This window comes from Collimonas sp. GW821-FHT07E08, from assembly GCF_059418905.1.
Genome location: NZ_JBWKQR010000010.1, coordinates 234,675 through 247,104 on the forward strand (window position 1 = coordinate 234,675; position 12,430 = coordinate 247,104).

Annotated in this window: 9 protein-coding genes; 1 reads left to right on the forward strand and 8 read right to left on the reverse strand. The window is 62.6% G+C overall.

The genetic code is table 11. The features are described 5' to 3' along the window. The first annotated feature begins 306 nt into the window (after positions 1–306). Positions 307–1,350 carry a chitosanase gene (locus tag AC07RZ_RS15185; RefSeq protein WP_494668534.1) on the forward strand — a complete coding sequence of 348 codons (1,044 nt, stop codon included), beginning with the start codon at positions 307–309 and terminating at the stop codon, positions 1,348–1,350. A 72-nt stretch (positions 1,351–1,422) separates the two neighbouring features. Here AC07RZ_RS15185 and AC07RZ_RS15190 read toward each other — a convergent pair whose 3' ends face one another. The 8 genes from AC07RZ_RS15190 to AC07RZ_RS15225 form a co-directional block, all read right to left on the reverse strand. Further along, the gene (locus AC07RZ_RS15190; protein WP_494668535.1) at positions 1,423–2,181 is read right to left on the reverse strand and encodes a COG4705 family protein; all 759 of its coding nucleotides are present in this window, start codon (positions 2,179–2,181) and stop codon (positions 1,423–1,425) included. A gap of 35 nt (positions 2,182–2,216) precedes the next feature. Beyond that, a complete protein-coding gene (locus AC07RZ_RS15195) occupies positions 2,217–2,981 on the reverse strand; it encodes a COG4705 family protein (protein WP_494668536.1) in 765 nt (254 codons plus the stop codon). 266 nt (positions 2,982–3,247) lie between these two features. Next, positions 3,248–4,609 (reverse strand): HAMP domain-containing sensor histidine kinase, encoded by a 1,362-nt coding sequence (locus AC07RZ_RS15200; protein ID WP_494668537.1) that lies wholly within the window; start codon positions 4,607–4,609, stop codon positions 3,248–3,250. After that, positions 4,602–5,282, reverse strand: coding sequence for a winged helix-turn-helix domain-containing protein (locus tag AC07RZ_RS15205; RefSeq protein ID WP_342830903.1), 681 nt, complete (start codon positions 5,280–5,282; stop codon positions 4,602–4,604). Before AC07RZ_RS15205 ends, AC07RZ_RS15200 begins: the two co-directional genes overlap by 8 nt. Before the next feature lie 77 nt (positions 5,283–5,359). Continuing rightward, complete coding sequence (locus AC07RZ_RS15210; RefSeq protein WP_494668538.1) at positions 5,360–6,832, reverse strand: efflux transporter outer membrane subunit; 1,473 nt, start codon at positions 6,830–6,832, stop codon at positions 5,360–5,362. 1 nt (position 6,833) lies between these two features. Continuing rightward, the gene (locus AC07RZ_RS15215) at positions 6,834–9,989 is read right to left on the reverse strand and encodes an efflux RND transporter permease subunit (RefSeq protein WP_494668539.1); all 3,156 of its coding nucleotides are present in this window, start codon (positions 9,987–9,989) and stop codon (positions 6,834–6,836) included. Between the two features lie 13 nt (positions 9,990–10,002). Further along, a complete protein-coding gene (locus AC07RZ_RS15220) occupies positions 10,003–11,235 on the reverse strand; it encodes an efflux RND transporter periplasmic adaptor subunit (RefSeq protein ID WP_494668540.1) in 1,233 nt (410 codons plus the stop codon). Between the two features lie 195 nt (positions 11,236–11,430). Further along, positions 11,431–11,757 (reverse strand): CzcE family metal-binding protein, encoded by a 327-nt coding sequence (locus tag AC07RZ_RS15225; RefSeq protein ID WP_494668541.1) that lies wholly within the window; start codon positions 11,755–11,757, stop codon positions 11,431–11,433. Between the last annotated feature and the right edge of the window lie 673 nt (positions 11,758–12,430).

Below are 12,430 nucleotides of genomic sequence, written 5' to 3' on the forward strand. Positions count from 1 at the left end.
GCTGTTCGTCGCAGCGGGCAATCGGCGTCGGATAATGCCGCACTTCCTCGCTGAGGTCTCTGCTCAAATGTTCAAGGTAGGCTTTGAATTCGCTCTGGACCGCTGGCGGCATCCTCGGCTCCGCGCCGCGCAGGTTGTCTTTCCTCATGGTGTTTCTCCATTAATAAAATCCCAATATGCAATATTTCGATTATTATAATGTTGCATTATGGAAATATATTCGGGAACTTCACATCACTCATTTTGGAGAATACTTTGAGAAATGTAAGAAAATTATTGGGAATGCTGCCGATTTGTTGCGGTTTGATGGCGCTTTCTACCGATGCGGCGGCATATGGCTCGGCTGCCGGCGCCCAGGCCAGGCTGGCGGCCAGGATTGCTCCCTGCGACAGCGCCTGGAATAGCGCCACTCCTTATGTTAGCGGTAACAAGGTCAGCTACGGCGGCGTCAACTACACGGCAGCCTATTGGACCCAGGGCAACTACCCGGCCAGCAGCAGCGGCGGCGCCGGCAGCGCCCAGCCATGGGTAGCCGGCGCCGCCTGCCGCGTTGCCACGGTGGCGGCGGCCAGCGGCCACGATGCGAATTTTTCCCCGGCCACGCTGCAGTTCCTGAAGACCAATACCGGCCTCGATGGCGAGCAGTGGGACAACATCATGAAACTGGTTAACAAGCCGGAGCAGGATTCGCTCGACTGGACCAGGTTCTACGGTTATTGCGAACCGCTGGGCGACAAGCGCGGCTACACCATCGGCATCTTCGGCGCCACCACCGGCGGCCCGAACGATACCGGCCCGGACGGCCCGGCGCTGTTCAAGGAATACGATGCCGCCAGCGGCGCGGCCAAGCCGTCGATTGCCGGCGGACTGGCGCGCGCCGGCGTGCACGGCAACATGCAGGGATCGATCCTGAACATTACCGACAGCAAAACGGTCTTCTGCGGCAAGATCGGCGGCCTGCAAAACAATGCGGCATGGCGCGAGGCGATGTGGCACACGTTCTACAGCGTCTACATCAAGTACAGCCTGCAGCAGGCGCGCCAGCGCGGCTTCAGCTCGGCGCTGACGATCGGATCGTTCGTCGATACCGCGCTGAACCAAGGCGCCGACGGCGATTCCGGTTCGCTTGAGGGCGTGCTGGCCAAGTCGGGCAGCAGCAGCGATGAAAAGACCTTCATGACGAGTTTTTACGCGCAACGCACCAAGGTGGTCGACACCAATGAATACAACCAGCCGCCGAACGGCAAGAACCGCGTGAAGCAATGGAGCTCGCTGCTAGGCATGGGTGAAACGGATCTCAAGAATGCCGATGCGGCAGTCACCAAGGTAACGGACTGGACCTTGAAATAAGAACATGCGGCGGCCGGAATATTTTTCCGGCCGCCGCATTGACCGGATGACGTGACTGCGCGGTACGAAGAATCAATGGGCTTGTTGCGCCGGCCTTTGCCGGAAAAACAGGATGCAGCCCAGGATGAAGGCGAACAGCGCCAGCGATGCGGAATAGCGGCTTAACGCCAGGCCGCCGGCATTGAGAGGCTTGTCGAGGAAGTCGCCGACCACCGCGCCCAGCGGGCGGGTCAGGATGAAGGCGGCCCAGAACAGCGCGGTGCGCGATATGCGCGTTCTGTACCAAGCCAGCACCAGCAGCGCCAGCAGCCCGCCGAACACCAGCGCGGCGCCGGTGTAGCCGAGGCCGGCGGTATCCGCGGTCCAGTCGCCCAGCGCCGTGCCCAGGGTCTGGGAAAACATGATGGTGAGCCAGTAAAACATCTCGGCCTTGGGGGTGTTGATGGTGGCTACCGATATCGTGCCAAGCGTGCGGTGCCAGATCGCCAGCGACGCCATCAGCAGGATAAACAGCAAGGAACTGCCGCCGGCATAGCCGATGCCGAGCGAACGATCGGCAAAGTCCGCCAGCGTGGTGCCTACCGTGGTGGTGGCGATGATGGTGGCCCAGTACAGGAACGGGTGAAAACCCTTGGCCCTGACCTGGGCAAACACGGCAACCAGGAAGACCGCCGCGAAAATGGCGGTGGCCACCAGGTAGCCGAGGTTCATCGACATGGAGACGGCGTCGCCGCCGGTTTCGCCTAGCGTGGTAGCGGCTATCTTGATGATCCAGAAAAGCAGGGTGACCTCCGGGACCTTGCTCAGGCTGCGTTCAAGGGACTGGTTCATGCGGATTTCCTTTCGATATCAGGTCAGTTGCCGGGTTATTGCTTCAGGCGTTGCGGGACCAGCGACAGATACGTCACCATGCCGACGATCAGCGCCAGGAAAACGATGCTGGCTTCTATCGTGCCGAAGCCCAGGCCGCCATTGCTTGCCGGCTGCGACAGCAGGTCGCCGCAAGATGCGCCGAAAGGGCGCGTCAATACATAGGCTACCCAGAAGCAGGCCACGGAGTCGGCCTTGAACACGTAGCGGAACAAGGCGACAACCGCAATCATGCCGCCGAACAGCAGCGCCGAATTGGCGTAGCCGAGTTGCAAGCCTTCGGCCAGCCAGTCGCCGGCCGCAGTGCCGAGGGCGAAAGTGAATAAGATCGCAGCCCAGTAAAACAGTTCACGCCGGGGGGTGTCGATTGACTGGATGGAAAGTGTTTTTTCCCGTGCATGCCAGACGGCGAAGGTGGCGACCAGGGCGATGCTGAACAAGGCGGTCGAGGCCGCCAGCGGCACGTTGAGCTGGTCAGTCAGGTTGTCGGTGACCAGGGTGCCGAATACGCTGACGAACACCACGGTGATCCAGTACAGCGCAGGCACATAGTGGCTGGCGCGCAGCTGGAACAGCAGCGCGACGATAAACAATATGCCCATCAGCGCGGTAGTCGCGGCCAGGCCGAAATGCAGGTTGGCATTCAGGAAATCCGCGGCTGTCTCGCCGACCGTGGTGGACATCATCTTGATGATCCAGAACAGTACGGTGACTTGCGGTACCTTGTTCAGCCAATATCTTGCGTCTGGCAGTGTGTTCATGACGGCCTCCGGAATGGATGGTTGCAAATGAGTCGCTGCAGACAGTCTGCAGCGCCAGACTTAGCGCAACCATAGCGGATGCCATCCGGCCGCCGGCGGATAGTGCGAAGTGCTGTTGGCGATGACCAGCGCAGCCACCAGCGACGGATGGCGCAGCGCCAGTTTGAACTGGTGTGCGTCGCCGCGGTCAGCGCCGGCCGGCTGGTTATCGTCAACAAGGAACGGCTATTGCTGGAAATAACCCGCGCCCAGGGTTACGCCGTGGTTCAAGTTGACGGGAAAGCTAGCGTTGCTGTCAGGCCGGGATGGTTGTCGCTTAATGTCAGGGTGCCGCCTTGCAGCTTGGCGACGGCGGCCACCAGGCTCAATCCCAGGCCTGCACCCGGCGTGCCGCGGCTGGCGTCGCTGCGGTAGAAGCGTTCCAGGACCCTGGGTTTTTCTGCGTCGGAAATGCCGGGACCGTCGTCCGATACGGCGATCAGGATGCTGCCGTCCGCGGCCCGGCTGGTTGCGACGGTTATTTTTCCGCTGCGCTGCGCGTACTTGAGCGCATTGTCGACAAGGTTGGCAATTGCCTGCGCAATCAGCAGCGGGTCGCCGGCCAGCACCAGCGGCCCGGACGATGCAAAGGACAGCGTGCGTCCGTGCAGTTCCGCCAGCGGCTGGTAGAACTCGGCCACTTCGCTTGCCACGCTGGCGACATCGACTTCGACGAAACCGGAATGGCGCGCGCCGCTATCGATTTCCGCCAGCCGCAGCAAGGCGTTGAAGATATCGATGACGCGGTCGACGTCGGCGATGGCGCCGTCGATCTCATCGAAGGTCTGTGCCGGAGCGGGCCGGGTCAGCGTCAGTTCCTCCAGGCGCGAACGCAGTTCCGCCAATGGCGTGCGCAGGTCATGCGCAATCGAGTTCGAGACGTTGCGGACGCCGCCGATCAATTGTTCGATCTGGTCCAGCATGCGGTTTTCCGTCTCGACCAGGGTGTTGAGTTCGTTTTCGCCGCCATAGGCCGGCAGCCGGTGTGAAAAGTTTCCTTGCATGATGGCGGCGGCCGCCTGGTTGATGTCGCCCACCTTGGCCAGCAGCGTACGGCGCACCAGCAATCCACCCACCACGCCAAGCAGGAGGACGATGCCGGTTGCGCATATCAGGCCGTACAGGAAAAGGTTTTCCAGCTTGCGGTATTTTGCGACGTCGTTGGCCACCAGCAGGTGATAGCCGCCCGGCAGCGTCTTGTGCAGCAGCACCACGCGCGTCGGCTGGCCGTCGACGTCAATCGACAGCGTGTATTTGCCGGGACCGGCCGGGACTTCGTGCGGCCACGCCGGCAGGTTGCCGGCCTGCCTGGCCAGCGAAGCGTCGGCAAACAGCACCAGGTCTTCGGCACCGGCGGCTTGCGTGCCGACCTGGACCTCGATCGCGGATGTCAGCGCGGCCACGCCTTGCCGGCTGAAGACATTGACCAGCCTGCGCGCATCGGCTTGCAGGATCCGGACCCGGCCTTCTTCTATCGTTTCGCGCCAGGTATACCAGAGCGGCGTAGCGAACAGCGCCAGCACCACCAGGCTCACCGCGACAAAGCCGAGCGCGGCTGAACGCGCCGAAAAATGCAAGGAGTTAATCATCGGCGGTCAGCATGTAGCCGGCGTTGCGGACCGTCCGCAGCAGTTGCCGCTCCATGCCGGCGTCGATTTTCTGGCGCAGCTTGCTGACGTGGACGTCGACCACGTTGGTCTGCGGATCGAAATGATAGTCCCATATGTTTTCCAGCAGCATGGTGCGCGTCACTACCTGGTTCGCATGGCGCATCAGGTATTCGAGCAGCTTGAATTCGCGCGGCTGCAGCGCCACCGGCTTGCCTGCGCGCGTCACCTTGTGGGACAGCAGGTCCATGTGCAGGTCGCCGACGGCCAGGGTGGTCTCGGAGCGCGCGTCCTGCGAGCGGCGCAGCAGGGCGTCCAGGCGCGCCAGCAGCTCGCCGAAGGCGAACGGCTTGACCAGATAGTCGTCGCCGCCGCTCTTCAAGCCTTTGATCCGGTCGTCGACGCCGGACAGGGCGCTCAGGATCAGGATAGGAGTCTTGTTGCCGGTCTTGCGCAAGGTTTCGACGATGGCGAGGCCGTCTATGCCGCCCGGCAGCATGCGATCCATGATGATGGCGTCGTAAGGTTCGCTGGCGGCGAGGAACATGCCGTCGCGGCCGTTGTCGGCATGGTCGGCGGTGTGTCCGGATTCGCTCAATCCCTTCTTCAGGAACAGGGCGACGCGCTCGTTGTCTTCGACAATCAAAAGTTTCATGGCATATCCGGCTTAACAGTCAGGGAGATACTTGAACAGCATGGTGGAATACTAATGCCGGAACAGCGCCAGCACAATCATCCCGCTTTTGCGACCGCGCTGGCGGCCGGCCGGGCCACATCGCCGCTGTGCTGCAGCCAGCCGCCGCCGAGCGCGCGGTACAGGTCAACCAGGCTGGTCAGGCGGTTCAGGCGCGCCGTGATCAGGGCCTGCTGCGCCGCGTAGAGGTCGGTTTGCGCGGTCAGTACGTCGAGGTAGCTGTTGCTGCCGTTGGCGTACAGCATGCTGGCCAGCTCAAAGCGGCGTTGCTGGGCGTCGGCATAACGTTGCTGCGCCGCCAGCTGGTCGTCGTAAGTGCCGCGCGCCGCCAGTCCGTCGGATACCTCGCGAAAAGCAACCTGGACGGTTTTTTCGTATTGCGCGATGCCGATATCTTTCTGGATCACCGCCGCATCGAGGTTGGCCTGGTTGGCGCCGGCGTTGAAAATCGGCAGGGTCAGCGACGGGATGAAAGACCAGGCGCTGGATCCTGCGGCAAACAGGCCGCCCAGGGTCGCGCTGGCCGAGCCGAGCGAACCGGTCAATGAGATGCGCGGGAAAAACGCCGCGCGGGCAGCGCCGATGTCGGCGTTCTCCGAACGCAGCACGGCTTCGGCTTGCAGGATGTCCGGACGCCGCTGCAGCAGGTCCGACGGCAGGCCGGCAGGGATGTCGGCCAGGACCGGCTGCCGGTCCAGCTTGACCGCCGGCGGCAGGTCGCGCGGCAGCGGCTGTCCGACCAGCAGCACCAGGGCGTTTTCAGCCTGCGCACGCAAGCGGACCTGGGCCGAATAATTGACCTGGGCCTGTTCGACAGCGGTTTGCGACAGGCGCAAATCCAGTTCTGACGCAGTGCCGGTATCGAACTGCAGTTTGACGATCTTGTATGCTGCCTGGGCGGCCTGCAGCGTGCCCTGGGTCAGCGCCAGCTGCTCGTCGTAGGCCAGCGTGGCCAGATACTGGTCGGCGGTTTGCGACACCAGCAGGATCTCCGCCGCCTGGCGGGCATGGGTGCTGGCCAGGTATTGTTCCAGCGCGGCGTCCGACAGGCTGCGCAAGCGGCCGAAGAAATCGATTTCCCATGCGGCGGACAGGCCAGCCGAATAATCATGGGAGACGGCGGCATTGTGGCTCGATGCGATGCTGGCAGGCGTGCGCGAATCCGAGAGGCCCGCATTGCCGTTGACCTGCGGGAACAGCGACGCACGCTCGATCCGGTACTGGGCCTGGACTTTTTCAACGTTCAGCGCGGCGACGCGCAGGTCGCGGTTGTTTTGCAACGCCAGTTCGACCAGCCGCTGCAGGCGCGGATCGGAGAGGAAATCGCGCCAGCCGATGTCGGCGGCCGGCAGGGCGGCGCCGCCGGCCTTGCCGGCCGGAGCCTGGTAAGCCGCGCCGGCCGGGTAGTCCGTGGCAACCGGCATGGCCGGCCGGTGGTACACCGGCTGCAGCGAACAGCCGGCGGCCAAGGCCAGCAGCATTGCACCGGCGGCGTATTTGAACGGTGCCATTTCAGTACTCCCCTGTTTGCGGTTCGGCCGGCAGCAACGGCGGCGCGGCTGCCGGTTTCTTGCGGCCAAGCTTGTTGGCGACCACGATGTAGAACATCGGAATCATGAAGGTGGCAACGAAGGTTGCCGCCAGGGTGCCGCCGATGACGCCGGTGCCGATGGCGTTCTGGCTGGCCGATCCGGCGCCGCTGGCCAGCGCCAGCGGCAGCACTCCCAGCACGAACGCCATGGAGGTCATGACGATCGGCCGCATCCGCATGTGTGCCGCTTCGATGGCCGCTTGCAGCGCGGTGCGGCCGTGGGCCTGCAATTCACGGGCAAATTCGACGATCAGGATCGCATTCTTGGCCGACAGGCCGATGGTGGTCAGCAAGCCGACCTGGAAGTACACGTCGTTTGACAAACCCATCAGCGAGGTGGCGCCAAGCGCGCCGAGAATGCCGAGCGGCACCACCATGATGACCGACAGCGGAATCGACCAGCTTTCATACAGCGCGGCCAGGCTGAGGAACACCACCAGGATCGACAAGCCGTACAGCAAGGGCGCCTGCGAACTGGACTGCGCTTGCTGCAGCGAGGTCCCGGTCCACTCGTAGCCGATGCCCGGCGGCAGCTGCTTGACCAGTTTTTCCATGGCGATCATGGCCTGCCCGGAGCTCTGGCCCGGCGCCGCCTGGCCCTGGATCTCCATGGCTTCGACGCCGTTATAGCGCTGCAGCTGCGGCGGGCCATAGGTCCATTCATGGCTGCCGAAGGCGGAGAACGGCACCATGGCGCCGCCGCTGCCGCGCACGAACAGCCGCTGCATGTCGTCGGGATTCATGCGGTAAGGAGCGTCGGCCTGTACGTATACTTTCTTGATGCGGTTATCGGTATCGAGGAAGTTGTTGACGTAGCGCGAGCCCCAGGCGATCGAAAAGGTCTGGTCGATGTCGGCCGCGCTGACGCCGAGGGCGGCGGCTTTCTCGCGATCGATATTGACCTTGAAGGTCGGGTTGTCCGCCTCTCCGGTGAAGCGCACTTGCGCCAGCGCCGGATCTTTCCTGGTCATCTCCAGCAGCTGGTCGCGCGCCTTGGCCAGGGCTTCGTGGCCGAGGCCGCCGCGGTCTTCCAGTTCGAAGTCGAAACCGGCGGCGCTGCCCAGGCCGCGGATCGGCGGCGGGCTGACGGCGAAGATATCGGCTTCCTTGTTTGCGGCGAAATGCTTGCCGATGCGGTCAGACAGCGCCTTGGCGGTCAGCTCGGGCCGGTTGCGCTGGCTCCAGTCCTTGAGGCGGACGAACAGCTGCCCCTGGTTCTGGCCGCGGCCGGCGTTGTTGTTGCCGTTGACGATGAAGGTAGCGTCGACCATCGCTGCTTCGCTTTTCAGGAGATAATCGCTGACTTCATCCAGCACCAGGCCGGTGCGCGCCTGCGTCGTGCCCGGGGCGGTCTGCACCTGGACGAAGATGAAGCCTTGGTCTTCGTTCGGCAGGAACGAGGTCGGCAGGCGCACGAACATCACGCCGACGGCGACCAGCACCGCCGCGTAGATCAGCAGCCAGCGCCCGGAGCGGGCGGCAACGCGGCGCACGCCAAGCACATACTTGTCGCGGCCCTTGTCGAAGTTGCGGTTGAACCAGCCGAACAGGCCTTTTTTCCCGCCATGGTCTTCGCTGGGCGGTTTCAGCAGGGTGGCGCAGAGCGCCGGCGTGAGCGACAGCGCAACGAACACCGACAGCAGCATCGAAGCCACGATGGTGAGCGAAAACTGACGGTAGATGCCGCCTACCGTGCCGCTGGAGAACGCCACCGGGACGAACACGGCGCACAGCACCAGGGCGACGCCGATCAAGGCGCTGCTAATCTGTCCCATGGCTTTGCGGGTAGCCTCAAGCGGCGGCAAGCCGTCCTCGTGCATCACGCGCTCGACGTTTTCCACCACCACGATGGCGTCGTCCACCAGCAAGCCGATCGCCAGCACCAGGCCGAACATCGACAAGGTATTGATCGTGAAACCCAGCGCCGACATGACGCCGAAGGTGCCCAGCAGCACCACCGGCACCGTGATCGAAGGAATCAGCGTGGCGCGCAGGTTCTGCAGGAACAGGTACATCACCAGGAACACCAGCACGATGCCTTCCAGCAGCGTCTTCACTACTTCCTCGATCGATATCTTGACGAAGGGCGTGACGTCGTTCGGGTAGACCACTTTCAGCCCGTGCGGAAAATACGGTTCCAGCTCCTTGATGCGGGCCCGTATCGCGGCTGCCGTGACCAGTGCGTTGCCGCCCGGCGCCAGCTGGATGCCCATGCCGGAAGCAGCCTGGCCGTTGTACTTGTTGTCGATATTGAAGCTTTCGGCTCCCAGGTTGATGCGCGCAACGTCGCGCAGGCGTACTTGCGAGCCGTCCGGCAGCACCTTGAGCAGGATGGCGCCGAAATCGGCCGGCGTGCGCAGCAGCGTCGATTCGGTAATCGTCGCGCTCAGCTGCTGGTCCTTGACGGCCGGCGTGGCGCCCAGCTGGCCGCCGGATATCTGCACGTTCTGGGCCTGCAATGCGGCGCTGACGTCGAGCGGCGTGAGTGCATAGCTGTTCAGCCTGGCCGGATCAATCCAGATCCGCATCGCATACTGGGTGCCGAACACATTCATGTTGCCGACGCCGTTGATGCGGCTGATCGGATCCTGCACATTCGACACCACGTAGTTGGCGATGTCGAACTTGTTCATGCTGTTGTCAGCCGACACAAAGCCGATCACCATCAGGAAGGCGTTGGTCGATTTGGTGACCTTGACGCCGGACTGCTGCACCTGCGCCGGCAGCAGCGGCACCGCCAGCTGCAGCTTGTTTTGCACCTGTACCTGCGCGATGTCCGGATTGGTGCCGCTGGCGAACGTCAGCGAGGTGGTCGACTGGCCGGTGTCGTCGCTGGTGGACGACATGTAGAGCAGGTTGTCGATGCCGTTCATCTGCTGCTCGATCACCTGCACCACGGTGTTCTGCACGGTGGTGGCCGAAGCGCCAGGGTAGCTGGTGCTGATCTGGACCGTAGGCGGCGCTACCGGGGGAAACTGTTCTATGGGCAGCGAGAAAATCGATATTCCTCCGGCCAGCATGATCAGGATGGCGAGCACGATCGCGAAGATCGGCCGTTCTATGAAAAATTTTGCCATTGCCGGTTCTTCCTTATTTGCTTGCAACCACGGCCGGCGCGGGGCTGTGCGGCCCGGCCGGGACGCCGGGCGCCGCGATAGGCGCCGGCGGCGGCTGGACCGGATTGGGCGCTTCCGATGCATCGACCAGCATCCCGGCTTGTACTTTCTGGCCGCCGCTGACAATCACCTTGTCGCCTTCGTTCAGGCCGGCGGTAACTACCCAGTTGCCGCCGATGGTGTCCTGGGCCTGCAGCGTGCGCTGCACGACCTTGCGGTCAGGCCCGACCACGAATGCGGTGGCCTGTCCTTGCGGGTTATGGCTGACGCCGGGAATCGGCACCAGGAACGCCTGGTCGTTCACGCCTTGTTCGATACGGGCGTGTACGAACATGCCAGGCAGCAGGACATACTTGGGATTCGGGAAAATCGCGCGCACGGTGACCGAACCGGTGTTGGGATCGACCGTGACGCCATTGAACTGCAGCGTGCCGGCCAGCGGATACTGGCTGCCGTCCTCCAGCGTCAAAGTCACCTTGGCCTGGCCGGCGCCGTTCAGCTTGACCTGGCCGCTGGCGACGTCGCGCCGCAACTGCAAGCCGGCGATGCTGGGCTGGTTGAGGTCGACGTAGATCGGATCGATCTGCTGCACCGTGGTCAGCAGGGTGGCTGCGCTGGCCTGCACGTACGCGCCTTGGGTTACCTGGGACACGCTGCTGCGCCCGGTAATCGGCGACGCCACGCTGGTATACCCCAGGTTGATGCCGGCGGTGGCTACCGCAGCCCTGGCGGCGGCGACGTCGGCGGCGGCCTGGCCTTGCGCCGCCACCGCGTTGTCGTAGGCTTGCTTGCTGACGGCATTGCCGCCGATCAGGATCTTGTAGCGGTCAGCCTGCGAACTGGCTGCGGCCAGGTTCGCTTCCGCTTTTTGGCGGGCTGCCAGCGCACTGTCCAAGGCAGCACGGTACGGCGCCGGGTCAATCTGGTACAAGGCCTGGTTTGCTTTGACATCGGCGCCTTCCTGGAAGCTGCGCTTTTGCACGATGCCGTCGACACGGGCGCGCACCTGCGCTACCAGGTAGGCGGAGGTGCGGCCGGGGAGTTCAGTGCTGACCGGCACGCTGGTGCGGCGAGCCGTGATGACGCTGACCTGCGGCGCCGCCGGGGCCGGCGCCGCCTGCTTGGCGGGACCGCAAGCGGCCAGCGACAGCAGGGCCAGCGTGGCTGCCAGGTTGGCGCCACATCGGTTTGTTTTATACGGATACATAGGTCCAACCCCATTTGTCAGTTGCCGAAACGCTTGGTTCGGTGCAATTCGCGTCAGTTTCGATGTCAGTTTCGATAACGCGCGCCATGATTGAATAAGAAAAACAGCCAGGGCTGGATGAGGAGCGGAGGGCAGGCTGTGTCTGGACTGCAGCGCTGCCTCTTATCCGCGATGAAATGCCGCGATCAGGCTGTTTCAGCCGTTGTAGAGCGGATTAGGCGAAACATAGACTTTGACCATGTGGTCAAGCAAGCCCGAAGGCGCCACGCTGTTCAGGTTGAACGCCCTGGCCGAACCGTCGAACGTCCAGCCGAACGTGCTGCCGCCGACATTGAATTCAACCGCCTGGCCGCCTTGTACATTGATGTACTTGGTGTCAGGGGTAATCGTGATGGTGCGGCTGGTGGCGGTTGCCGACGCTGTTTCGCCCAGCAGGCTGTGATTGTCCGCGGCCATGGAAGAAACGGCCGAGAACGACAATGTCAAGGCAACAAGGGCTGGAATAAGTAATTTCGAGTTCATGGTGTGCTCCAATAAAAAGAAGGAATGGTGTCGCCCGCGGTTTTGTGAAGAGCGGCAGTGACACTTTGCACGACCAGGGGTTAAGCCCGGATTGGCGGTTCATTAACGATATTTAATGTTGGCGGATGCAACACGGCAAGGCACACCCTGTAACGCGGTAAGGTGCACTCCGTACCCTGTAGGGCGTAATAGCGAAGCGCATTACGCCGCACGTGATGCCTCGCTAAGGCAAACGATGCCAAATGAACCGGGGCAAACAACAATAAGAGAATGCCGCGTGATATCGATCAAACATACGGCGTAATACGCTGCGCTTGTATGGTTAGAAATGACGCTTTCTGGGAAACTAGAAGGTGCCGGAGTGGAGGGACAACGCTTCGCATCTGCGGTTTTCACTGACAGACTGTATTAGATCTCTCCCACTCCACCTCTCCAACGTCGATGAGGAATCCAGCGGCCGTTAATGGCCTGCCAGCCCGGACCGCCGATATGTGCAAGCTAACGTGAAGAGAGGGCCACTCCGACAATTCTCACTCTAGCCATAAGGAGGCATTCATGCAATCCCCCCTGTTTATTGGTGTTGATGTCGCAAAGGTAGAAGTCGTCCTTGCCTGTTCACAAAACAGCTTTCCAGTGCAGACGGTGGCAAATGCTTTGCCGGCACTACGGAAAT

What these genes read in the sequence shown, in the direction of transcription:
- AC07RZ_RS15200 (WP_494668537.1), bottom strand. Translation starts at nt 4,609, where the DNA reads ATGATTAACTCCTTGCATTTTTCGGCGCGTTCAGCCGCGCTCGGCTTT.
- AC07RZ_RS15210 (WP_494668538.1), bottom strand. Translation starts at nt 6,832, where the DNA reads ATGGCACCGTTCAAATACGCCGCCGGTGCAATGCTGCTGGCCTTGGCC.
- AC07RZ_RS15215 (WP_494668539.1), bottom strand. Translation starts at nt 9,989, where the DNA reads ATGGCAAAATTTTTCATAGAACGGCCGATCTTCGCGATCGTGCTCGCC.
- AC07RZ_RS15225 (WP_494668541.1), bottom strand. Translation starts at nt 11,757, where the DNA reads ATGAACTCGAAATTACTTATTCCAGCCCTTGTTGCCTTGACATTGTCG.
- AC07RZ_RS15220 (WP_494668540.1), bottom strand. Translation starts at nt 11,235, where the DNA reads ATGTATCCGTATAAAACAAACCGATGTGGCGCCAACCTGGCAGCCACG.
- AC07RZ_RS15195 (WP_494668536.1), bottom strand. Translation starts at nt 2,981, where the DNA reads ATGAACACACTGCCAGACGCAAGATATTGGCTGAACAAGGTACCGCAA.
- AC07RZ_RS15205 (WP_342830903.1), bottom strand. Translation starts at nt 5,282, where the DNA reads ATGAAACTTTTGATTGTCGAAGACAACGAGCGCGTCGCCCTGTTCCTG.
- AC07RZ_RS15190 (WP_494668535.1), bottom strand. Translation starts at nt 2,181, where the DNA reads ATGAACCAGTCCCTTGAACGCAGCCTGAGCAAGGTCCCGGAGGTCACC.
- AC07RZ_RS15185 (WP_494668534.1), top strand. Translation starts at nt 307, where the DNA reads ATGGCGCTTTCTACCGATGCGGCGGCATATGGCTCGGCTGCCGGCGCC.